The organism is Rhizobium sp. UBA1881 (assembly GCF_002338015.1).
GTDB lineage: Bacteria > Pseudomonadota > Alphaproteobacteria > Rhizobiales > Rhizobiaceae > Rhizobium.
This window is the reverse complement of record NZ_DDHH01000080.1, coordinates 5,767-27,480: the sequence shown is the minus strand read 5'-3', so window position 1 is coordinate 27,480 and position 21,714 is coordinate 5,767. Positions and strand designations below refer to the sequence as shown.

Annotated in this window: 18 protein-coding genes and 1 pseudogene; 11 read left to right on the top strand and 8 right to left on the bottom strand. The window is 62.8% G+C overall.

What is annotated here, in order from left to right:
* Positions 1-174: 174 nt before the first annotated feature.
* From B3605_RS09845 to B3605_RS09835, 3 genes are all read right to left on the bottom strand, one after another.
* Positions 175-627 carry a DUF2721 domain-containing protein gene (locus B3605_RS09845; RefSeq protein WP_112945423.1) on the bottom strand — a complete coding sequence of 151 codons (453 nt, stop codon included), beginning with the start codon at positions 625-627 and terminating at the stop codon, positions 175-177.
* 378 nt (positions 628-1,005) lie between these two features.
* The gene (locus tag B3605_RS09840) at positions 1,006-1,371 is read right to left on the bottom strand and encodes a hypothetical protein (protein ID WP_112945422.1); all 366 of its coding nucleotides are present in this window, start codon (positions 1,369-1,371) and stop codon (positions 1,006-1,008) included.
* Positions 1,372-1,415: 44 nt separating this feature from the next.
* A complete protein-coding gene (locus B3605_RS09835; protein ID WP_112945421.1) occupies positions 1,416-2,063 on the bottom strand; it encodes a helix-turn-helix domain-containing protein in 648 nt (215 codons plus the stop codon).
* A 154-nt stretch (positions 2,064-2,217) separates the two neighbouring features.
* Between B3605_RS09835 and B3605_RS09830 the strand changes: the two genes are divergently transcribed.
* On the top strand, positions 2,218-3,192 hold the full coding sequence (locus B3605_RS09830; RefSeq protein WP_112945420.1) for a hypothetical protein: 975 nt from the start codon (positions 2,218-2,220) through the stop codon (positions 3,190-3,192).
* 33 nt (positions 3,193-3,225) lie between these two features.
* Here B3605_RS09830 and B3605_RS09825 read toward each other — a convergent pair whose 3' ends face one another.
* Positions 3,226-5,022, bottom strand: a complete 1,797-nt coding sequence (locus tag B3605_RS09825) for a hypothetical protein (RefSeq protein WP_112945419.1) — start codon at positions 5,020-5,022, stop codon at positions 3,226-3,228.
* A gap of 98 nt (positions 5,023-5,120) precedes the next feature.
* Positions 5,121-5,789, bottom strand: coding sequence for a response regulator transcription factor (locus tag B3605_RS09820; protein ID WP_112945418.1), 669 nt, complete (start codon positions 5,787-5,789; stop codon positions 5,121-5,123).
* Positions 5,790-6,323: 534 nt separating this feature from the next.
* Between B3605_RS09820 and B3605_RS09815 the strand changes: the two genes are divergently transcribed.
* The 4 genes from B3605_RS09815 to arcC all read left to right on the top strand — a co-directional run bounded on the left by B3605_RS09815 (position 6,324) and on the right by arcC (position 10,034).
* The gene (locus tag B3605_RS09815; protein WP_111564052.1) at positions 6,324-6,674 is read left to right on the top strand and encodes a hypothetical protein; all 351 of its coding nucleotides are present in this window, start codon (positions 6,324-6,326) and stop codon (positions 6,672-6,674) included.
* Between the two features lie 148 nt (positions 6,675-6,822).
* On the top strand, positions 6,823-8,052 hold the full coding sequence (gene arcA / locus B3605_RS09810) for an arginine deiminase (protein WP_112945129.1): 1,230 nt from the start codon (positions 6,823-6,825) through the stop codon (positions 8,050-8,052).
* Between the two features lie 37 nt (positions 8,053-8,089).
* A complete protein-coding gene (locus tag B3605_RS09805) occupies positions 8,090-9,094 on the top strand; it encodes an ornithine carbamoyltransferase (RefSeq protein ID WP_112950933.1) in 1,005 nt (334 codons plus the stop codon).
* A gap of 1 nt (position 9,095) precedes the next feature.
* Positions 9,096-10,034, top strand: coding sequence for a carbamate kinase (arcC, locus tag B3605_RS09800; RefSeq protein ID WP_112945128.1), 939 nt, complete (start codon positions 9,096-9,098; stop codon positions 10,032-10,034).
* 25 nt (positions 10,035-10,059) lie between these two features.
* Here arcC and B3605_RS09795 read toward each other — a convergent pair whose 3' ends face one another.
* On the bottom strand, positions 10,060-11,427 hold the full coding sequence (locus B3605_RS09795) for an amino acid permease (RefSeq protein WP_296433634.1): 1,368 nt from the start codon (positions 11,425-11,427) through the stop codon (positions 10,060-10,062).
* A 209-nt stretch (positions 11,428-11,636) separates the two neighbouring features.
* On the opposite strand from B3605_RS09795, the gene B3605_RS09790 reads away from it, so the two are divergent.
* The 6 genes from B3605_RS09790 to B3605_RS09765 all read left to right on the top strand — a co-directional run bounded on the left by B3605_RS09790 (position 11,637) and on the right by B3605_RS09765 (position 20,029).
* On the top strand, positions 11,637-12,563 hold the full coding sequence (locus B3605_RS09790) for a cation diffusion facilitator family transporter (protein ID WP_112946148.1): 927 nt from the start codon (positions 11,637-11,639) through the stop codon (positions 12,561-12,563).
* Positions 12,564-12,708: 145 nt separating this feature from the next.
* A complete protein-coding gene (locus B3605_RS09785) occupies positions 12,709-14,970 on the top strand; it encodes an arginine/lysine/ornithine decarboxylase (protein WP_112950932.1) in 2,262 nt (753 codons plus the stop codon).
* Positions 14,967-17,330: an ornithine decarboxylase gene (gene speC / locus B3605_RS09780; RefSeq protein WP_112945281.1), complete on the top strand. Its 2,364-nt coding sequence runs from the start codon at positions 14,967-14,969 to the stop codon at positions 17,328-17,330. Before B3605_RS09785 ends, speC begins: the two co-directional genes overlap by 4 nt.
* 20 nt (positions 17,331-17,350) lie before the next feature.
* Positions 17,351-18,712 carry a putrescine-ornithine antiporter gene (gene potE, locus B3605_RS09775; RefSeq protein ID WP_112945282.1) on the top strand — a complete coding sequence of 454 codons (1,362 nt, stop codon included), beginning with the start codon at positions 17,351-17,353 and terminating at the stop codon, positions 18,710-18,712.
* An 18-nt stretch (positions 18,713-18,730) separates the two neighbouring features.
* Positions 18,731-19,657, top strand: coding sequence for an amino acid ABC transporter substrate-binding protein (locus B3605_RS09770; protein WP_112950931.1), 927 nt, complete (start codon positions 18,731-18,733; stop codon positions 19,655-19,657).
* A gap of 120 nt (positions 19,658-19,777) precedes the next feature.
* Entirely contained in the window at positions 19,778-20,029 is a 252-nt protein-coding gene (locus B3605_RS09765) for a hypothetical protein (RefSeq protein ID WP_112950930.1), read from the top strand.
* A gap of 27 nt (positions 20,030-20,056) precedes the next feature.
* Here the strand turns inward: B3605_RS09765 and B3605_RS09760 are convergent, their stop codons facing one another.
* Both B3605_RS09760 and B3605_RS09755 read right to left on the bottom strand, forming a co-directional pair.
* On the bottom strand, positions 20,057-21,178 hold the full coding sequence (locus tag B3605_RS09760) for an AI-2E family transporter (RefSeq protein ID WP_112945404.1): 1,122 nt from the start codon (positions 21,176-21,178) through the stop codon (positions 20,057-20,059).
* A 38-nt stretch (positions 21,179-21,216) separates the two neighbouring features.
* Positions 21,217-21,714 (bottom strand): annotated as a pseudogene (locus tag B3605_RS09755) (polyphosphate kinase 2); the annotation flags it as partial.

Genomic DNA, 21,714 nt, shown 5'->3' with positions numbered 1-21,714 from the left:
AAATCCTGCCCCCGCAACCAACATCTCTTTCCCAGAACCTCGACGTTATCGTTGGCGCGAAGACTTCATCCTCGCTGGCGATGGTCGCTCGTCGTCCTCAGGACCATAAGCTGAAGGCCTCAGGTTCAAATCCCGCCCCCCCAACCAATCTTTTCCCACATAGACACTACAAATTTACCGCCCCGCCTTCGGAGGCCGATTGTCGCGGATTTGCAGGAGGATGCTGCGGCCGGCTGAGAGCAGCTCCATCAGGAAGGCCAGCAGCGAGAGCATGAGGGCGACGATGGCGCTGCCGAAGAACCAGACGAGGTTCAGCGGACGGATGCGGATGGCCAGCGCGCCGGACAGCAGATTGAGGATCGCGCAGCAGGTGCAGATGCCGGCGATGACGCCGAGGATGACGGCGATCTCAAGCACCAGCGTGCGCCGGCGCAGATAGACCAGCTGCCGCTCTCGCTTGTCGTCGGGTTCGTTCTTCTCGACGACGTCGTTCAGCCGGTCGGAGACGCGCCCGAGGCGGGTGGCGTAGATGCCGACGAAGGCTGCCGTGCCGGCCAGCAGAAAGACCGGCGCCAGCGAGGTCTGGATGATCCCGGCATAGTCGATGACGATCGGAGGGGTATCCATTGGTGTCTCCTCGCAAGCCACGCGCCCGTCGCTGCGATACCTGTCGGAGGCCTGTCACGGCACAAGGATCGCTGCGATGGTCGGCCGACACTAACGCTGACGGCCCCGGCAGGGCAAGCCGCAACCTGGTTGCCGTTGCCGAAGTCGTTTTTCCGTGACGGAAGGCGGGTCGCGGTGGGGCATTGAGCGGGGTAGGTGGGGCGCGAGATCGAGAGACGCAGCTCAAGCGCATCGTTGGTGGCGGCGCTGGTCGCCACATGACGGTTTGAGTGGCGTGGAAGCCTGTGGCTTGTGTCGCTTGGCCGGCATCATTTTAACGGCTTCACTTGGCCTGTCTCACTTGGCTGGTGTCACTTGGCTGGCGTCATAGGGCCGGCCTCACTGCGGCTTCAAGTCATAGGCTTGATGGGCCGCCCTGAGATCGGCAAGCGTCTTGCCCACACAATTGCCGCCGCCTTCGCCGCCGACGACCGCCTTGGCCTGGCCGTCGAGCGAGATGGTGCCGGCGATGCGATCGGATGCGACGTAGGTTGCGAGACCTGCGTCGGTGACCCTGGAGAGGTAGAAGATGTGGGTCGTATCCTTCTGCTGGCAGTGGATGACGATAGGGAAGCTCTTCAAGGGATCATCGGCGGCGTGAACCGTCGCCGCGCCGGCGAGATAGGGCAGGGCGATCATGGCGGCGGCTATCGCCAAGGCCTGACCGAGGCGTCTGGCGGAACGTCGAAGCGCAACATCTGTCATCGAGATCTCCTGTTTTTCCGGTGCGATATCGTTTGCGATCTGGCCTAGAGCGCGAGGGCGGCGAGCGCGTCCCTGTCCATCAGTTGCACGCGTCGTTGCAGCTTGCCCTTGAGGCGGATGATGTGTCTTTCGCGCAGCTTGGTGAAGGAGCGGGCCACGGTTTCGATGGTCAGGCCGAGATAATCGGCGACGTCGCTGCGGCACATCATCAGGTCGAATTCACTCTCGCCGGGGTGGCGTTCGGCCATCTCCTCGATGAAGACGGCGACGCGCTTCAAGGCGCTTTGTTCGATCATCGCCAGCTGCCGCGACTGGGCTTTCGCCAGATTGGCCAGCGCGATGTTGAGCAGGCTGCCCGTGGGCGTGCTGTTCCCTGTCGTCGCGAAAGGGCGGATCCTCGCCTCGCAGACGGCCTCGGCGAAGTCGGCGCGGTGGTCGCCCTGTTCGAGGCCGAACCAATCGCCCTTGGCGCAGAAGGACAGTATGTGCCGGTGCCCGTCCGGCATCAGCCGGTAGATCCTGATCGCGCCGGCTTCCACCTGGTAGAAGGCGAGCACTTTCTGGCCCTCGCTATAGACGATCTGGTCCTGTTTCAGCCTGATCGTCTGATCGGCATGGGCGGCAGGTTCAAAAGCGCGTGGGCGCGTGGGGACTTGGATAGGCTCCTGTCGCAGATCGTGAACATGCAACATCGTATCTCCCTCCATTCCCCACAGAATAGGCAAATCGGGCGGCGCGGCACATTCGAAATTCCCCTTACGTAGTGCTACGGAAGCTCTCCTCGCGCTTGGGGTGTATAACCGCCAAGCCCCACAGAACGACCGGGTCTTTCCGCAGGAGGGATCGATGGCAGCGAGCGACGGCGAGAATCGCGACGCCGAACAGAACCGTGCCGAGATCATCGACCAGCTCGAGCGGATCTTGAGAAGTCGCGAGTTCCAGGCGCCGGATCGTGGCCGTCGTTTCTTGCGTTATATCGTCGAAGAGGCGGTCGATGGTCGAGCCGAGCGGCTGACCGCCTATAATATCGCGCAGGCGGTGTTCGGCCGCGGTGCGGATTTCGATGCCCAGAGCGATCCTGTCGTCAGGATCGAGGCCGGCCGCATCCGGCGTGCGCTGGAGCGATATTACCTCGTCTGCGGAAGAGGCGACCCCGTGCATATCACCATTCCGAAGGGGCATTATGCGCCGCGTTTCGAGCGGCGGGCCGTGGCTGAGGGGGCGGTTGACGGGCCCGTACCGCGTTCCGGCGAGGCGAGCGGCGCGGCGCAGCCGGGGCGGAGCGCGCGCAAGCTCGGCTATCGCGATCTTCTGGTGCCGGTCGGCGTTCCCGCCATCTTCGCGGCGCTCGCGATGCTGGCGCTCATTCGTCCGCTTGAGGAGTATCTTGCGCCGGCGCCGGACCGAGCGGCGGCAGTGCAGGACCAGGTGGGCGGTGTGCGTGTTATCGTCGAGCCGCTTGCTGTCCTCGGCGCCCCCTCGGGCGGAGCGGAGATCGCCAGGGGATTGAACGACCAGATCATCTCGCAGCTGACGAAGCTCGATGGCGTCGTGGTCATGACGCCCGCCAGTTCTTCCCCCGCGGACGCCGCGGGGAATGCGGTGTTTGCATTACAGGGTAATGTCACCTTCGAGGACGATGCGCTGCATGTGCAGCTGCGGTTGATCCGCAGCGCCGACGGGCGGGTGATATGGGCCAAGCGGTTCGATCACGACACGACCGGCCAGAACGTCTTCGATCTGCAGGACGCGATCGGGACGCGTGTCGTCAAGGACATCGCGGCGGTCAGCGAAATCAAGGATGCATCGCAGCGGCGCTAGCGATGTCCGGTTGGCCGGCCGCGTTTTTTCGGTTCACTTTGGGCCGTTTGCGTTCGGGCGCTCACCGCTGAGGCCGGCCATTTCGTTGCCGACACCCACCGCGCGCAGCCCGGTCAGCATGCGCTCCAGATCTTCCGGCCGCTGCAGACGCCGGGATACTTCCTCGCGGACGTTCTTCATCATGTCGGGCGCGTGGGCGTTCAGCCAGTCTCTCAATTGCGCGGCTTCTTCGGTCTTGCCTTCCGCTCCAAGGATGGAGAGCAAAACCAGGCGGTGCATCGGGTTGTATTCCAGGTCAGACATACGCGACCAAAGCTCGGCGGCCTGCAGGTCACCGCGCATATATGCGCAGAGCGCCATGCCGACTTCGTAATAGCCCTTGGGGCCGGCATCCTTGTTGACGGCGCGGGAGACGAGTTCGCAGCCGGATTGCCATTTTCCGGACATGGCGAGCCGCAGCCCGTATTCGCCGGCGACCTCAGTGTCGTTGGCGTTGGCGGCATAGGCGGCGGCGCCGAGTTTCAGCGCCTTGTCGATATCGTTGGTGAAGAAGCTGACCAGCATCGCGGCCTGCAGCGCGCGGGTATTGTTTGGAGCGATTGTCGTTGCGCGCTCGGCTGCTTTCGTCGCCAGCGTCATGGTCTCAGGTGATGGCTTCGCGCCGAGCTTATAGCGGAACCGGATTTCATCGAGATAGACGAGCGACAGCAGCGCCCAGGAAGTGGCATTGTTCGGGAAGCGCTCGATTGCGCGAAGAAGACAATCGCGGGCAGCGGCGTGGCTTTTTGCGTCCATTCCCCTGCGATAGCTGTAATAGGCGAGCGTGCAGTCGTAGGCTTCGCCCATTTCGGTCGTCGACGGTTCGGCGATCTTGTCGGTATCGGTGACGAAGATCGCGCCATAGGGCTGGGCCACCGACACCGCGATATCCTGTCCGATGTCGGCCTGGATTTGCAGGATGCTCTTGGCGCCAAGATCGGCGTCGTAATTGTTCGCCCAGATGACAGCCGCATCCGAGCGGCGGATAAGCCTCGAGATCGAGCGCAGCCTGTTGCCGTCGCGCTGAACGCTGCCCTGCAAGGCAAAGCCGTGCAGGTTTCCGTCCTTGGCCCTCGATGGGTCGGCGACGACGACGATGTCGTCGAAGGTTGCGAGCTGGCCGATGATCTCGTCCCTCAACCCTTGGGCGATATCGGCGGTGGCGCCTTCTTCTCCATCCGATTGGAAGTTTTCGACGACGATCATCGGGCTGGAGGTATCGGCGACCGGGGCTTGCTGCGTTCCGGCCCGGCCGTTCAGCAAGCCAGTCGGCCAAAGGAAGTAACCGGCTGCCGCGGCGATCAGGAGTGTTGCGCCAACCGCCAGTGCGGCGAATGATCTGGTATCCCGCGTCTTGCGATCGGCCGGTGCGCGTGCCGTCGCTGGCTCGGAACGAGGCGTCGGAGCGGCGGATGGATGCGATGGTTCGGCATAATCGAAATGCGGGACGTAGCCGCCCTTAGGTATGGTGATCACGATCGGATCGGACTGCCCGGCGACGAGATAATAGCGCTCGAGGCCACGGCGAATGCGGCCGGCTTCTATCCTGACGACAGGGTCGTTCTGGGCGTCGAAGGTGCTCTGCCGGCCAAAGATTTCATTGGCGATGGTGAAGGCCTTGAGGAACTGGGCGCGCCCCTCGAGGGTCTCGGTGACCACGAAGCGCAGAAACTTCCGGCCACGCTCGGGCGAGTGAAACTCGTCGCTGGCGAGAACACGCTCGAGTTGCTGGAGGATGTCTTCCGGTTTCGGCGCTGGTTCGCCTGATAATTCGACTTTTGCGCTACTCATGATGCCCCTCCGACACGATCACGCAATTCTATTCAGTCGTTACTAATGGAGCATATCCCATAACCATGTGTGGTTTCAATGGCTTTGTCGAGCGCAGCTTAAAGTAGCCTGACCGGTACCGCTGGTGGAGCCGGGCCGCGCGTCGCGGGAGAGTGTGGCATGCCGCCCGAAGTCAAGACCATGCGCAAGAGTTCGGCCAGGTTGCGGGCCTCCATTTTCGCCATGACGTTGGCGCGGTGAACTTCGACCGTGCGCGCGCTGATACCGAGGTTGAAGGCGATCATCTTGTTCTGCAGGCCGTCCAGAACCGCGGCCAGAACCTGGTGTTCCCGGTCTGTCAGCTGCCGCAGCCGGCTAGCGACCATCTCGGTATCGACTGGCGCCTGCGAGGGGGGCGCTCGGCGCGATGTGGCCTGGTTGATCGCGGCGATCAGCGCTTGGTCCTCGAACGGCTTCTTGATGAAATCGGCCGCACCCGCCTTCATGGCCTGCACGGCCGTCTCCACGTCTCCGTCGCCGCCGACGAGGATCGTGGGGATGTTCGCGTTGAGCGCGTTCAGCCGTTCCAGCAGCTGCAGCCCGTCTGTGCAGGACATCCGCGTGACCTTGACGAGGCATGCCCTGCCGGAGACGGGCAACTGATCCAGAAACGCAGACGCGCTCTCATAGGCGCGAACCGCGAAGCCCGAGGATATCAGCAGGAACGTCAGGGATCGCCTAGGTATCTCCTGGTCGTCGACAAGGTGCACGGTCAGGTCATTCGCCATCGAGTAAACTCTCCCTCAAATGCAACGAAAGCGCTAGGGTCAAAACTCAATCAGGATAGGGGTTCTGCAAGCTGTATTTTGTGTCTGAGTAGGAGGAGAGGTGCAGGAAATGCTCATCATTTTCAAACCTTTCCGACGCCCGCAGGCACAAAATACAGCTTGCCCGCAGGGTTGACGATGACGGGCCGCCTGATCGCAACCAATGCTCGACAAGACCAAGAGGTCTTGCCTTGCGCTTGTTTGCTCCCATCCAATCCCGTCATCGTCAACAGAACCCCTATCCTGATTGAGTTTTGACCCTAGAGCGCGGTTGCCCAATCCACCCTCTACCTAACTGTATATTACCACTACACTGCGCGCTTCAGGCGTAGCATCGCGTAACATCTGTGGTAGCCGACACGTTGAAAACATTGATGTTGGACGTTTCAAGCGCCCGCATGCGTTGATCCGGCTCAATGCCTCCTTTCCTCGAGCGGCCTATTATCGCGGGACTTTCCCCAATTCGCGCCCCCAACTCTCGATGGAGCCCCTACGATGAGAAAGCTGGTTCTTGCGACAGGTATTGCGATCGCCGCCGTGATGGCGGCACCTGTCGGTGCGCAGCAGGATCGCAAGGAATATCGCCGCATGAACTGGGCCGAAAACCTACCCGATGCGGTGAAGGCCTATCACGGCAAGCGGTTCTCGGTCGTCAGCTATCGCACGGCGATTGAAACCGGCGCGCTGCATCAGCCGGGCAAACCGGATGAGGTGAAAGCCGTTCGGGCGGCGGCGCGGTCCAACAAGTGGCTGGTCGAACAGCTGAAGGCGAAGAAGCTGACGCCCGACGATATCGAATGGGTCACGCGGGCGCGCAACGGCAATCTCGTCTTCTACGTGGAGTGACCGTGGCTGCTGCAATGGCCTCCTGACCGGCAATACCGCTCCGCGCATTGCTTGCGATCAATGACACGGCCGAACCCGTCCCGTTAGGCTCATCCCATCCGTGGGTAGCAGGGCGATCGCTATCCCAGGCAGCTTGGAGGAGAGCGCGATGCGCGGTTTTGGGGTTCATTCGGAAGTCGGGAAGCTCAGAACGGTGATGGTCTGCCGACCGTCGCTCGCCCATCAGCGGCTGACGCCGGGCAATTGCCACGATCTTCTCTTCGATGACGTGCTCTGGGTTCACGAGGCGCAGAAGGATCACTACGACTTCGTGCTGAAGATGCAGGAGCGCGGCGTCGAGGTTCTCGAGCTGCACGACATGCTGGCGCAGACCCTTACCGACAAGCCGGCGCGCGACTTCGTGCTCGATCGCCGTATCACACCGAATGTGCTCGGCTCGCAGATCGCCGAGGCGGTGCGGCCCTGGCTCGACGAGATGTCGGCGACACAGCTCGCGGCCTTCATGATCGGCGGCATTGCGATCTCCGACCTTCCCGACGTCAAGGCGAAGACGCTGATGCTGAGCGCGCTGTCGGAGACCGAATTCGTCATTCCGCCCATTCCGAACACATTGTTCCAGCGCGATCCGTCCTGCTGGATCTATAACGGCGTGACCTGCAATCCGATGTTCTGGCCGGCGCGGCAGCCCGAGACGCTGATCCAGCGCGCGGTCTACAAGTTTCACCCGACGTTTCGCGACGGCGACTTCAAGATCTGGTGGGGCGACAGCGACGAGGATTTCGCCAATGCCTCGATCGAGGGCGGCGACGTCATGCCGATCGGAAACGGCACCGTACTGATCGGCATGGGCGAGCGCACCACCTATCAGGCAGTCGGTCAGGTCGCGCGCGCGCTTTTCAAGAACAAGGCCGTCACCAGGGTCATCGGCTGCCTGATGCCGAAGAGCCGGGCGGCGATGCACCTCGACACGGTCTTCAGCTTCTGCGACCGCGATGTGGTGACGCTGTTTGCCGAGGTCGTCGATCAGATCCGTTGCTACAGCATGGTGCAGACGGATGACGACGGCAATTTCGATATTCATCCGGAGACGGAGCCGATGCTCGATATCGTCGCCAAGGCGCTCGGCGTCGGCAAGCTCAGGGTCGTGGAAACAGGCGGCAACGCCTACCAGGCCGAGCGCGAGCAGTGGGACGACGGCAACAACGTCGTCGCCTTGGAGCCCGGCGTGGTGGTCGGCTACGACCGCAACACCTACACCAACACGCTTCTTCGCAAGGCGGGCATCGAGGTCATCACCGTTCGCGGTTCCGAACTCGGCCGCGGTCGCGGCGGCGGGCACTGCATGACATGCCCGATCTGGCGCGACCCCGCCTATTGACAGCAGACATCCTGAAACAGCCCTACGGAGCAAGACCATGAGCTTCAATCTGCGCAACCGTTCGCTTCTGACCGTGCAGGATTATACGCCGCGTGAATTCCGCTACCTTCTCGATCTCGCGCGCGATCTGAAGCGGGCCAAATATGCCCGCACCGAGCAGCAGCATCTGAAGGGCAAGGAGATCTGCCTGATCTTCGAAAAGACCTCGACGCGCACCCGGTGCGCCTTCGAAGTCGCCTGCTCGGACCAGGGGGCGAATGTCACCTATCTCGATCCGTCCGGCTCGCAGATCGGTCACAAGGAATCCTTCAAGGACACGGCGCGCGTGCTTGGCCGCATGTATGACGCGATCGAATATCGCGGTTCGGCGCAGCAGGGGGTGGAGACGCTGGCGCGTTATGCCGGCGTGCCCGTCTATAACGGCCTGACGGACGAATATCATCCGACCCAGATGATCGCCGACGTCATGACCATGCGCGAACATGCCGACAAGCCGATCGCCGATATCAAATACGCCTATATCGGCGACACACGCTCGAACATGGGCCATTCGCTGCTGATCGTCGGCTGCCTGATGGGCATGGATGTCCGGATCTGCGGGCCGAAATCGCTGTGGCCGGCCGAGGAGTACATCAAGATCGCCAGGGAATTGCAGGAGCGATCCGGCGCGCGGCTGTTGATCACCGACGATCCGAAGGAGGCGGTGAAGGGCGTCGATTTCATCCACACCGACGTCTGGGTGTCGATGGGCGAACCGAAGGACGTCTGGCGCGAGCGCATCAAGCTGTTGACGCCCTATCAGGTCAACGAAGAACTGATGAAGGCGAGCGGCAATCCGCAGACCAAGTTCATGCACTGCCTGCCGGCCTTCCACGACACGGAAACGACACTGGGCAAGCAGATCGCCGAGGATTACGGCATGAGCAATGGTCTGGAGGTGACCGGCGAAGTGTTCGAATCCGAGGCCAACGTCGCCTTCGAGCAGGCGGAGAACCGGCTGCACACGATCAAGGCGCTGCTTGTCGCGACATTGGGAGACTAGGATGCGGATCGTCATCGCGCTTGGCGGCAACGCTCTTCTCCGGCGCGGGGAAGCGATGACCGCGGACGTCCAGCGACGCAATACGCGGGTGGCGGCCGAGGCGATCGCGCCGCTCGCCGCCGAGCATCAGCTGATCATCACCCATGGCAACGGGCCGCAGGTCGGCTTGCTTGCGCTGCAGGGCGCCGCCTACAAGCCGGATGAAGCCTATCCGCTCGACGTGCTCGGTGCCGAGACGGAGGGGATGATCGGCTACATGCTGGAACAGGAACTCGGCAATGTGCTGCCTTTCGAGCAACCGCTGGCGACGCTGCTCACCATGGTCGAGGTCGATGCGGATGATCCCGGTTTCACGAACCCAACCAAGTTCGTTGGCCCTGTTTACGAGAAGGCGGATGCCGATCGTATCCGCTCTGAAAAGAACTGGGTGTTCAAGCAGGATGGCGACAAGTGGCGCCGGGTCGTCGCATCGCCCCTTCCAAAGCGCATCTTCGAGATCCGGCCGGTGCGCTGGCTGCTCGAGCAGCGCACCATCGTCATCTGCGCCGGCGGCGGCGGGATACCGACCATGTATGAGAAGGGCAAGGAGCGTCATCTTGCTGGCGTCGAAGCGGTCATCGACAAGGATCTCTGCTCGGAACTGCTGGCGCGCGAGATCGGCGCCGATCTGCTGATCATGGCAACCGACGCACCGGCCGTCTGCCTCGACTGGGGCAAGCCGTCGCAAAAGGCGATCCACAAGGCCCGTCCTGGCGACATGAAGCAGTTCGATTTTCCGGCGGGCTCCATGGGGCCGAAGGTCGATGCCGCCTGCCACTTCGCCGAGACGACGGGCAAGGCGGCGGCGATCGGGGCGCTCGCGGATATTGCAGGGATGGTGCGGGGCGAGCTGGGCACGATCATCGATGGTCGCTTCGGTGGGCTCAGTTGGCACGGCTGAATGGGCGGACCGGAAGAGGCAGAGATCAGAGAGAGGCAGCGGGGCGTATCGGCGCCCCGTTTTGCGTTTCGACGCCTTGCGTGCGCGCGACATCGCCGTTTCGCCTTTGCCAGACATAGACGGGAATGCCGAGCATCAGGAGCACCATGCCGTAGAGCACCGGCTCGGCGCCCGAGCCATAGAGCGTGAACATGGCGAAGAGGAATGCGATCAATTCGATGACGGTGACGCGGGGCGTCTTTTGCCCGTTGCTCAGCCGCGAGGCGACAAGGGTGCCGGCGAGCGCGCAGAAGGCGTAGGGGACGACTGCCGTCATCGTGCTCAGCCCCACCATCAGCCGGTAGACCGCCGCGAAACTATCCGAGCCGACCGCCTGGACGAGGACGAGCAGGGTCGCGAAGGTGGCCGAGACGACCATGCCGATGGCTGGCACGCCGCGGCTGGAGAGGCGGGCGAAGAGCGGCGGAAACAGGCCGTCGCGGGCGGCGGCCATCGGCACCTGGCCCATCAACAGCGTCCAGCCGTTGAGCGCGCCGATCGAGGAAATCACCACGGCGACCGAGATCGCCAGTTCGCCGCCACGCCCCCACATCAGCCCCGCCGCTTCCGAGAAGGGGGCGACGGAGTGGATGAGTTGCGGGCGCGGCACGACACCCATCACGACGACGGTGCCGAGTACATAAAGAGCCGCGGCGATGGAGATACCGAGCACGGTCGAACGGGGGATTGTTCGGCGCGCGTCTCGGACATCGCCAGCGGGAACGGTGGCCGATTCCAGACCCAGATAGGCAAACATGGTGAGCGGCGCCAGGGCCGCGAAGGATTGCAGCAGCGACTGGCCGCTCGGGTTGAATTCGGCGAAATGCGAGGTGTCGATATAGAGGAGACCGATGATGGCGACGGCGCCGAAGGGGATGAGCTTGGCATAGGTCGTCACCTGCGCGAAGAGCCCGGCCGCGTGGACGCCGCGCAGGTTGACGAGCACGATCGTCCAGATGACGCCAAGCGTCAGGATCGTTGCCGTCAGCCGGTTGCCGAGGGCAGGGAAGAGATCGATCATCACGCCGGTAAAGGCGATGGCGATGACGGGAAGCGACGACCAGATCGAGATCCAGTAACCCCAGGCGATGAGAAAGCCGGCGAAATCGCCATAGGCGAGCCGCGTATAGGCATAAGGGCCACCAACGGCTGGCACCATGCCGGCAAGCCGCGCGAAGGTGAGACCAAGGCAGATCGCGCCGGCACCCATGATCATCCACACCAGGATCGCCAGATTGCCATAGGGCGCGACCGCGGCCGGCGACAGATAGAAGCCGGAACCGACCATGTTGCCGACGACGATGGCGGTACAGGCGGCGAGCCCGAGGCTTTTGCCGTTCTGCGAGGTTGCCATGAAATCCCTCCCGAAGATCGGTTCAGCGCTGTAGACGATAGCCGTCGGGCGGCCCGGGATAGCGTCCCGGCTTGCGCGGCCATCGGCATCCTCTTACCAATCCGCAAGGCTCGCAATCCGGATCAATGCGTAGTACGCCCCCACGCCTGAAGCCTTCACCATTCGTGTGAACGCGCTAAAATGAGATGGGCAGCCAAGCGGAGACGGTGATGCGGAACGAGCAGCGCTTTTTGACCATATCGATCGTGGCGACCATCGTGGTGGCGGCTCTCGGCATCGTCTTCGGCATCATCTCTGGCTCATTTTCCATCGCTTTCGACGGCGTCTATTCGCTGGCCGATGCGGCGATGACCGGGCTTGCGCTCTGGGTCTCGAGCCTGATCGTGCGGTCTGCGCAGAATAATGAGAAGGCTGGCCGCATCCGCAACCGCTTCACCATGGGCTTCTGGCATCTGGAGCCCATCGTGCTTTTGCTCAACGGTTGCCTGCTGATGACGGTGGCCGTCTACGCGCTGATCAATGCCGTCATCAGCGTCATCAATGGCGGGCATGAGCTGCATTTCGGCGCGGCGATCGTCTATTCCGGCGCCACGCTCGTCGTCTGCGTGGTCATGGCGTCGATCGGCATTGCGTTGAACCGCAGCCTGAAGTCCGATTTCATCGCGCTCGATATCAAGGCCTGGATCATGTCCGGCGGTATTGCGTTTGCGTTGCTTGTCGCCTTCGTGATCGGTCTTGCGGTGCTGCCGACGCCGATGGCCTGGATCGCCCGATATGTCGACCCCGTGGTGCTCGGCCTCGTCTGCCTGGTGATGATCCCGCTGCCGATCGGCACGATCTGGAAGGCGCTGAGCGAGGTGCTTTTGATCGCGCCTGTCGATCTGCAGGAGCATGTCGACCAGGTGGCGTCGGAGACCGTCAAGCGCCTTGGCTTCCTCTCCTACCGCGCCTATGTCGCCCGCGTCGGAAGGGCGACGGAGGTCGAGCTCTACTTCATCGTGCCGGAGGGGCTGCCCGCCAAGACGATCGAGGAATGGGACGCGCTGCGCGACGATATCGGAGATCGGATCGGCGGCGAGGGGGCCAATCGCTGGCTGACGATCGCCTTTACCGCCGATGCCGAATGGGCCGAATAAGCACCGTTTCTCCCGCTTGACGCTTTTGCCTTCACGTTGACTGCAATCAACGACGGTCCGCAACCTGCCGTGTACCATCCGCCCAATCTCAGACGCGCGCAGCGGCATAACAGCCGCTGTCCAAACTTGGGTTCTGGAGGGGCGCATGGAATTCCACAAGTCATTTCCGATCGCAGTCATCGACGAGGATTTCGACGGCAAGAGTGCCGCCGGCCGTGGGATGCGCGATCTGGCTGCCGCCATCGAGGCGGAAGGGTTTCGTGTCGTCTCCGGCGTCACTTATGAGGATGCGCGGCGGCTGGTGCATATCTTCAACACGGAGTCCGCCTGGCTGGTTTCCGTCGACGGGACGGAGGACAAGGCGTCGCGCTGGCAGGTGCTGGAGGAGGTCCTGAGCGCCAAGCGCCGCAAGAACGATCGGCTGCCGATCTTCCTGTTCGGCGACGACACCACGGCTGAAGATGTGCCGGCCAGCGTGCTGCGCCACGCCAACGCCTTCCTGCGGCTGTTTGAGGATTCCGCCGAGTTCATGGCGCGCGCCATCGTGCAGGCGGCGCGCAATTATCTCGACAGGCTGCCGCCGCCGATGTTCAAGGCGCTGATGGATTATACGCTGGAGGGCGCGTATTCCTGGCATACGCCGGGCCACGGAGGTGGCGTCGCCTTCCGCAAAAGCCCGGTCGGGCAGCTCTTCTACACATTCTTCGGCGAGAACACGCTGCGGTCGGATATCTCGGTGTCGGTCGGCAGCGTCGGGTCGCTTCTGGATCACGTCGGGCCGATCGCGGAGGGGGAACGCAACGCGGCGCGCATCTTCGGTACGGATGAGACTCTCTTCGTCGTCGGCGGCACGTCGACCGCCAACAAGATCATCTGGCACGGCATGGTCGGACGCGGCGATCTCGTGCTCTGCGACCGCAACTGCCACAAGTCGATCCTGCATTCGCTGATCATGACCGGCGCAACGCCGATCTATCTCATTCCCTCGCGCAACGGGCTCGGCATCATCGGGCCGATCTCCAAGGATCAGTTCACGCCAGAGGCGATTGCAAAGAAGATCGCGGCCAGCCCGTTTGCCGGCGAGACGAGCGGCAAGGTGCGGCTGATGGTGATCACCAACTCCACCTATGACGGCCTCTGCTACAATGTCGATGCCATCAAGGTGTCGCTGAAGGATTCCGTCGAGGTGCTGCACTTCGACGAGGCCTGGTATGCCTACGCGAATTTCCACGAGTTCTACGACGGCTTCCACGGCATCTCATCGACGCAGCCGGCGCGCTCGCAGAACGCCATCACCTTTGCCACCCATTCGACGCACAAGCTTCTCGCGGCCTTCTCGCAGGCGTCGATGATCCATATCCAGCACGCCGAGAACAAGAAGCTCGACGTCACGCGCTTCAACGAAGCCTTCATGATGCACACCTCGACCTCGCCGCAATACGGCATCATCGCGTCGTGCGATGTCGCCGCGGCGATGATGGAGCAGCCGGCCGGCCGCGCGCTGGTGCAGGAGACGATCGACGAGGCGATCAGCTTCCGCCGGGCGATGAACGCGGTACGCGGGCAGATGGGGCAGAGCTGGTGGTTCGACGTATGGGAACCCACGATCGCCGAGGAGACGCCGAGCGATACGCATGCGGAATGGGTGCTGAAGCCCGGCGACGCCTGGCATGGCTTTACTGGGCTTGCCGAAAACCACGTGATGGTCGATCCGATCAAGGTCACCATCCTGTCGCCGGGGCTCTCGGCGGATGGCACGATGCAGGAGCACGGGATACCGGCCGCTGTTATCACCAAGTTCCTCTCCTCGCGCCGGATCGAGATCGAAAAGACCGGGCTTTACTCATTCCTCGTGCTGTTCTCGATGGGGATCACGCGCGGCAAGTGGAGCACGCTCGTCACCGAGCTCATCAATTTCAAGGATCTCTACGACAGCAACGCGCCATTGACGCGGGCGCTGCCGGCGCTGGCCGCCGCGCATCCGGAGGCTTATGGGAACATGGGCCTGCGCGATCTCTGCGAGCAGATCCACGCCATCTACCGCAAGGACGACGTGCCAAAGGCGCAGCGCGAGATGTATACGGTGCTGCCCGAGATGGCACTGCGGCCGGCCGATGCCTACGATCATCTCGTCAAGGGGCGGATCGAGAGCGTCGAGATCGACAAGCTGATGAACCGCATCCTGGCGGTGATGATCGTTCCCTATCCGCCGGGGATCCCGCTGATCATGCCCGGCGAGCGGATCACCGAAACGACGAAGTCCATTCAGGATTACCTGCTTTACGCGCGCGATTTCGACCGCAAGTTTCCGGGATTCGAGACCGATATTCACGGCCTGCGCTTCGAGGCCGGCAGCAACGGGCGCCGCTACCTCGTCGATTGCGTGGCGGAGGGGGCGGTCCAATGATCCCGCGCGACGTGAAATCGCCGACGGTTGCGATACCGTTCAACAAGATGCTGAAGATCGTCGCCGTCGTCGATCGCGACAACCGCCAAGTGCAGGAGCTGCTGGCGCAGCTTGCCGCCGACAATTTCGAAGTCGAGCTCCGCGATGACTATACGGCCGATGTTTCGGAAGACGCCTCGGTGGGTGCCTATATCGGCTCAGTGGAAGGCGGGTTGCTGCCCTATGCGCGCGGCTTTCTCCGTTCGCTGCGCGAGGCGGGTTTCCGCACGCCGGTCTGGGCGATGGCGGATACGCTCAGTATCTCGGACATGGACGTCGTCGAGATGGCGGGCGAGGTGGATGGCTTCGTCTATCTCGGCCAGCAGACGCCGGCTTTCTATGCCAAGCAGATCGTCTCCAGCCTGATCAACTACGGCAAGTCGCTGCTGCCGCCGTTCTTCGGCGGCATGATGGCCTATGACGGCGAGGCCAACATCGCCTTCGATTGCCCCGGTCACCAGGGCGGACAGTTCTATCGCAAGTCGCCGGCCGGGCAGTTGTTCTTCAAGTATTTCGGCGAAAGCATCTTCCGCAACGATCTTTGCAATGCAGACGTCGATCTTGGCGACCTGCTGATCCACGAGGGCCCCGCCGTCGAGGCGCAGAAGCAGGCGGCGCGGATATTCGGGGCGGATCGCACCTATTTCATCCTGAACGGGACAAGCACCTCCAATAAGGTGGTGACCAACGCGGTGCTGCGCGCCGGCGATCTCGTGCTGTTCGATCGCAACAATCACAAGTCGCTGCACCAGGGCGCGCTCGTGCAGGCCGGCGCTATCCCGATCTACCTGCCGACGGCGCGCAATTCCTTCGGCATGATCGGCGCCGTAGACTGGGCGGCGTGGGACGAGGGCTGGCTGCGCCAGCAGATCGCGGCCCATCCGCTTCTGGCGGACAAGAGCCGGGCCAATGCGGAGCGCCCCTTCCGGCTCGCCTGCATCCAGCTCGCCACCTATGACGGCACGATCTACAACGTCCGGCAGGTGATGGAGAAGATCGGCCATCTCTGCGACTACGTGCTCTGGGACGAGGCCTGGATCGGCTACAACGCGTTCCATCCGCTGTTCGAGGGCCATAGCCCGATGCGGCTCAAGGACCTCAAGCCCGACATGCCCGGCCTGTTCTCGACGCAGTCGGTGCACAAGCAGGGCGCCGGCTTCTCTCAGGCGTCGCAGATCCACAAGCGCGACGAACATATCAGCGACCAGCGCCGCTTCATCGAGCACAAGCGCTTCAATGAATCGCTGCTGATGCACGTCTCGACATCGCCCTTCTACCCACTGTTCGCCTCGCTCGACGTCAATGCGAAGGTGCATGAGGGCAAGGCCGGCGAGATGCTGTGGGATCGCTGCATCGGTCTCGGGATCGAGGTTCGCAAGAAGCTGCGCGGCTTCGTCCAGCATTACGAGAGCAAGGCGACGAGCGCCGAGGAACAGTGGTTCTTCGATCCCTTTGTACCGGACAAGATCTCCGTCACCGGCTCGAAACACACCGGCGACCTCACGGGCATAAGGTGGGAGGACGTGCCGACCGATGTTCTGAAGCGCGAGCAGCAATGCTGGCGGTTCGATCCGGAGGCGACGTGGCATGGCTATGCCGGCTATGCGCCCGGCTACACGATGGTCGACCCCAACAAGCTGACACTTCTGACGCCTGGTATCGACCGGAAGACGGGCGAATATCGCGAGTTCGGCATCCCGGCGACCGTCGTTGCCAATTATCTGCGCGAGCAGCGCGTCGTGCCGGAGAAGTGCGATCTGAACAGCCTGCTCTTCCTGCTGACGCCGGCCGAAGACGAAAGCAAGCTCAACACGCTGGTCGCCAAGCTGGTGAAGTTCAAGAACCTGTGGGATCGCGACGCGCCGCTGCAGGATGTGCTGCCGACTGTCTTCGCCACCAATCGCGAGCGCTATCAGGGCTACACGGTGCGGCAGGTCTGCAAGGAGATGCACAGCTTCTATCGCTCCGCCGGCGTCAAGGAACTGCAGCGCCTGTGCTTCCGCTCCGAGAGCTTTCCGGAGCCGGCGATCTCGTCGAAGCAGGCCTACGAGGCTCTGGTCGCCAACAATGTCGACTACGTGCCGCTATCGGAAGCCGCGGGGCGCATCTCGGCGACGCTGGCGCTGATCTATCCGCCCGGCATCGGCGTGATCGTGCCCGGAGAGCGCTGGGACGAAAGGGCGCGGCCGATGCGCGATTATTTCCTGGCCTTCGAGGAGTCCTTCAACCGCTTCCCGGGCTTCAACTACGAAGTCCAGGGCGTGTTCCAGGAACGGATCGATGGGCGCATCAAGTTCCACACATATGTCGTGCGCGAGTAGGGCGAGGGGAGAGTGTCATCATGACCGATCACACAATGCATGCTGCGGCCGATACCACGGCCAAGAAGAAGATGAACCTGATGCAGCTGACCTTCATCGTTGCCGTCAACATGATGGGGTCGGGCATCATCATGCTGCCGGCGAACATGGCGCAGGTCGGCGCCATCTCGCTGCTCTCCTGGATCGTTACCGCGCTCGGCTCGATGGCGATCGCCTACGGTTTCGCGCAAGCCGGACTGTTCAATCAACGGCCCGGCGGCATGTCTGCCTATGCCGAGGATGCTTACGGCAAGGATGGCTACTTCCTCGTCTTCTTCCTGTATTTCCTGTCGCTGGCCATCGGCAATGTCGCGATCGGTATCTCGGCGGTGGGCTATCTCGCCGGCTTCTTTCCGGTGCTGACCTCGACGCCCGTCATGACCTGCGTCGCGCTGATCGCCCTCCTGTGGATCACCACGGCGGCCAATTTCGGCGGTCCGCGCATCACTGGGCGGATCGGGTCTATTACCGTTTGGGGCGTCATCATCCCGGTGGGGTTGCTCTCGATCATCGGCTGGTTCTGGTTCAGTTCGAGCACGTTCGGCGCTGCCTGGAATCCGAAGGGGCTGACGCTGGCGCAGGGGATGGGATCCAGCATCTCGCTGACGCTCTGGGCGTTCCTCGGCATGGAGTCCGCGGCGCAGAACTCCGATGCCGTCGAGAATCCGAAGCGTGACGTGCCGCTCGCCTGCATGTTCGGCACGCTCGGCGCTGCTGTCATCTATATCCTGTCGACGACCGTGATCCAGGGCATCGTGCCGAACGCCGATCTCGCGGCCTCGACCGGTCCCTTCGCGCTTGCCTATGCGACGATGTTCAATCCGACGATCGGCTCGATCATCATGGCGCTCGCGGTGCTTGCCTGTGTCGGGTCGCTGCTCGGCTGGCAGTTCACCATCGCGCAGACGGCGCGCACGGCGGCACAGGAGCGGATGTTCCCGGCGATCTTCTCGCGGGTGAACCAGATGGGGGCGCCCGTCCAGGGCATGATCATCCTCGGCATCGTGCAGACGGGGCTTGCCCTGATGACGATCTCGCCGACGCTCAACGAGCAGTTTTCCGCGCTCGTCAACCTCGCGGTGGTCACCAACGTGCTTCCCTATATCGTGGCGCTTTCGGCTCTCTTCGTGATGATGAAGAAGGCGGGCGTGCCGCCGGCGAAGTACCGGCTGAACTCCATCATCGCCACGCTCGGCATGCTCTACAGCGTGTTCGCGATCTATGCTTCGGGCAAGGACGCGGTGCTTGGCGGCATGCTGGTGACGGGTATCAGCTTCATCATCTACGGCCGGATCGCGCCGCGCTTTGCTAGCGGCCTGAACCGTGTCGCGGCGGCAGAATAGTTCCGGGGAGGATGCGTCATGCAACAGAAAAAGCGTTTGAAGACATTGCTGACCGCGTCGATCCTCGCCGGCGCGGCCGCCTCCATGGCGCTGTCGTCCGCCGAGGCGCAGACGCTCGATCGCATCAAGACGAGCGGCTCGCTGAAGCTCGGCTATGAGCCGGATGCCCGGCCATTCTCGTTCAAGACCGAGCAGGCGGCGCCCGGCGGCTACGCGGTCGCGCTGTGCGGCAAGATCGCCGACAGCCTGAAGACGGCGCTGAACCTGCCGCAGCTGAATGTCGAGTGGGTGCCGCTCACGGACAAGGGGCGGGAGCCGGCGATAAAGGATGGGACGGTCGATCTCGTCTGCGGGGCCGAGCCGATCACGCTTACTCGTCGCGCCGAGGTGTCCTTCTCGCTGCCGATCTTTCCGAGCGGCACGGGCGTGGTCCTGAGCAAGAGCGCGCCCTTGGCGCTGACCGAGGTGCTGGCCTATGGGCAGCCCACCAGCCGGCCGATCTGGCGCGGCTCTCCCGCCCGAACCATTCTCGAGCACAAGACCTTCTCGTCGATCGCGGGGACGACCAGTGAGCGCTGGCTGGCTGACCGGATCAAGACATTCCAGCTGGCGGCGACATCAGTGCCGGTGGAAAGCTACGCGATCGGTATCGAACGCGTCGTCGACGGCAGTTCGGCTGCACTGTTCGGCGACATGCCGCTCCTCATGGACGCAGCCGCCCGCAGCGACAATGCCGGCAATCTCGTGGTGCTGAGACGGCATTTCACCTACGAGCCATTGGGGCTGGAACTGACGCGCGGTGACGAAGACTTCCGTCTCGCCGTCGATCGCGCGCTCAGCCAGACTTACGCCTCGGTCGACTTCGTGGACCTCTTCACGACATGGTTCGGCGTGCCCGACGAGGCGATCGTCACCTTCTTCCGGCAGACCGCGCTGCCGGAGTAAACGTTATGCCGACCCGCATCATCAAGCTATTCCGTCGATAAAAACGATATTCGTTTCATATCGGAACAATCCGATACCCTCAGGGATTCGTACAAGGAGTAGTGAATGCGGAGGTAAGCCATGAACCGCGAGCGCGGACGGAGGAGGCTGATGCTCAGACTGCCGGATATCCGGCATGTCCTGTCAGGTGTGCCCACGGAAGCGCTCGGTGACATGTTCGAGTCCTACGCACTCGCCGCCGACGCACTCGACCGGTTTCGCAGCGAACTGCCGCTGCAGGAAAGTCTGATCGCGGAGTATTCCGAACTTTGTCATGAGATCGAGCAGGAGGTTATCCTCTATTGCTCCGGCGGGCTCAGATCTCAGGGGTGAGGCCGTTCAGCCTTCTTTTGTCTCGTCTCAATCAACCGGCATAAGCGGCTTTGCTTCCGTGCTTTCACGCGGCGGCCAGGCCCAGGCGCGCAGCAACTCGTAGAACACGCTGAGCACGATCGGCCCGAGAAATAGGCCCAGCAGTCCATAGGATAGCGTGCCGCCGATAACCCCGATCAGGATCACCAGCATCGGCGTCGAGAGACCTTTCGCCATCAGGATCGGCTTCAGCACATTGTCGACAAGCATGATCGGCACCGCCACGACTGTCAGCGCTAGCGCGACCGGTGTCGGCCATGAGAGCCAGCCCCAGATGATCGCCGGCACGAGGACCAGCCCCGGACCCAGCTGCATCACGCAGAGCATGAAGATGATGAAGGTCAGTGCGCCCCGTGCGGGCAAGTCGAAGAAGGCGAAGCACAGGCCGCACATCAACGTCTGCAGGAAGGCAACGCCGATGACGCCGCGCGAGACATTCCTGACCGTCGTTCCCGCGAGCTTGGCGAAGCCGACGCCCCGGTCGCCGGCGATACGGCTGGCCAGAACCTGGATAGTTTCGGCCAGCCGCCTCGACTGGGTGAGGAAGAAGCCGGAGAGGATGACGGAGGCGACGAAGCTCAACACGCCGCCGCTGATCGAGGCGAGCTTGGCGACGACGATGCCCATCACATGCAGGATCGGCTTTTGATATTCGATGATGTTGGAGGCGAGATCGCCGGCGACCTTGTTCCAGCCGGCATAGAGGCGTTCGCCGATGACGGGCCATCCGCGAATGCTCTCGGGGGCTGCCGGCAGCGCGAAGCTTTCCGCCTGGAGCTTTCCGACCAGCCCTTCCACCGCGTCGGCGAAATTGACCGCCACGAGCGCCACGGGGGCGATGATGAGCACGAGGCAGGCGACGACGATGACCGTCGCGGCAATCACCGGCCGGTTGCCGATCAGCCTCGAGAGCGCGTTGAACATCGGGTAAAGCGCGACGGCAAGGATGGCCGACCAGACGACGATCAGCGCGAACGGCGCTATGAGCAGCACCGTCCAGTAGGCGAAGAGGCCGATGATCCCAAGGCGCACAAGGTCGCTGACCCTTGCCTCGATCGAGATCTGTCCGGCGTCCTTCGCCGCCATGCCCACGTCGTTCGTCTGGTCCATCGTCATAACCCGCGCCGCGAGCCCCCTTGCGCGTCTGGTTACTGCGTCGTGTCGGGCACGACGTGGCGGACGCTGCCGTCCTCGATGAAGTCCGACGGGCGCTTCTGGCGCTTGCCGAGATCGGGCTCCTCGAACTTGATGCGCTCGTAGGGGATGGACTGCAGGATGTGCGAGATGCAGTTGATCCGGGCGCGCTTCTTGTCGTCCGAGGGGACGATCCACCATGGCGCATGGTTGCTGTCGGTCATCCTGAGCATCTCGTCATAGGCGCGGGTATAATCCCACCAGCGCTGGTAGGACTCGACGTCCATCGGGCTCAGCTTCCACTGCCGGACCGGATCGTCGATGCGGCGGCGGAAGCGGCGCTCCTGCTCCTCTTCGCTGACGGTCAGGAAGTATTTGAGCAACGTCACGCCGCTCTCGACGATCGCCGCCTCGAAACGTGGCGCGAGCTCCAGGAAGCGCTGCACCTTCTTCTCGCTGCAGAACCCCATGACGCGGTCGACACCGGCGCGGTTGTACCAGCTGCGGTCGAA

Excerpts from the sequence above, each read along its gene's own strand:
- B3605_RS09845 (WP_112945423.1), bottom strand. The coding sequence starts at position 627 with ATGGATACCCCTCCGATCGTCATCGACTATGCCGGGATCATCCAGACC.
- B3605_RS09840 (WP_112945422.1), bottom strand. The coding sequence starts at position 1,371 with ATGACAGATGTTGCGCTTCGACGTTCCGCCAGACGCCTCGGTCAGGCC.
- B3605_RS09835 (WP_112945421.1), bottom strand. The coding sequence starts at position 2,063 with ATGTTGCATGTTCACGATCTGCGACAGGAGCCTATCCAAGTCCCCACG.
- B3605_RS09830 (WP_112945420.1), top strand. The coding sequence starts at position 2,218 with ATGGCAGCGAGCGACGGCGAGAATCGCGACGCCGAACAGAACCGTGCC.
- B3605_RS09825 (WP_112945419.1), bottom strand. The coding sequence starts at position 5,022 with ATGAGTAGCGCAAAAGTCGAATTATCAGGCGAACCAGCGCCGAAACCG.
- B3605_RS09820 (WP_112945418.1), bottom strand. The coding sequence starts at position 5,789 with ATGGCGAATGACCTGACCGTGCACCTTGTCGACGACCAGGAGATACCT.
- B3605_RS09815 (WP_111564052.1), top strand. The coding sequence starts at position 6,324 with ATGAGAAAGCTGGTTCTTGCGACAGGTATTGCGATCGCCGCCGTGATG.
- arcA (WP_112945129.1), top strand. The coding sequence starts at position 6,823 with ATGCGCGGTTTTGGGGTTCATTCGGAAGTCGGGAAGCTCAGAACGGTG.
- B3605_RS09805 (WP_112950933.1), top strand. The coding sequence starts at position 8,090 with ATGAGCTTCAATCTGCGCAACCGTTCGCTTCTGACCGTGCAGGATTAT.
- arcC (WP_112945128.1), top strand. The coding sequence starts at position 9,096 with ATGCGGATCGTCATCGCGCTTGGCGGCAACGCTCTTCTCCGGCGCGGG.
- B3605_RS09795 (WP_296433634.1), bottom strand. The coding sequence starts at position 11,427 with ATGGCAACCTCGCAGAACGGCAAAAGCCTCGGGCTCGCCGCCTGTACC.
- B3605_RS09790 (WP_112946148.1), top strand. The coding sequence starts at position 11,637 with ATGCGGAACGAGCAGCGCTTTTTGACCATATCGATCGTGGCGACCATC.
- B3605_RS09785 (WP_112950932.1), top strand. The coding sequence starts at position 12,709 with ATGGAATTCCACAAGTCATTTCCGATCGCAGTCATCGACGAGGATTTC.
- speC (WP_112945281.1), top strand. The coding sequence starts at position 14,967 with ATGATCCCGCGCGACGTGAAATCGCCGACGGTTGCGATACCGTTCAAC.
- potE (WP_112945282.1), top strand. The coding sequence starts at position 17,351 with ATGACCGATCACACAATGCATGCTGCGGCCGATACCACGGCCAAGAAG.
- B3605_RS09770 (WP_112950931.1), top strand. The coding sequence starts at position 18,731 with ATGCAACAGAAAAAGCGTTTGAAGACATTGCTGACCGCGTCGATCCTC.
- B3605_RS09765 (WP_112950930.1), top strand. The coding sequence starts at position 19,778 with ATGAACCGCGAGCGCGGACGGAGGAGGCTGATGCTCAGACTGCCGGAT.
- B3605_RS09760 (WP_112945404.1), bottom strand. The coding sequence starts at position 21,178 with ATGGACCAGACGAACGACGTGGGCATGGCGGCGAAGGACGCCGGACAG.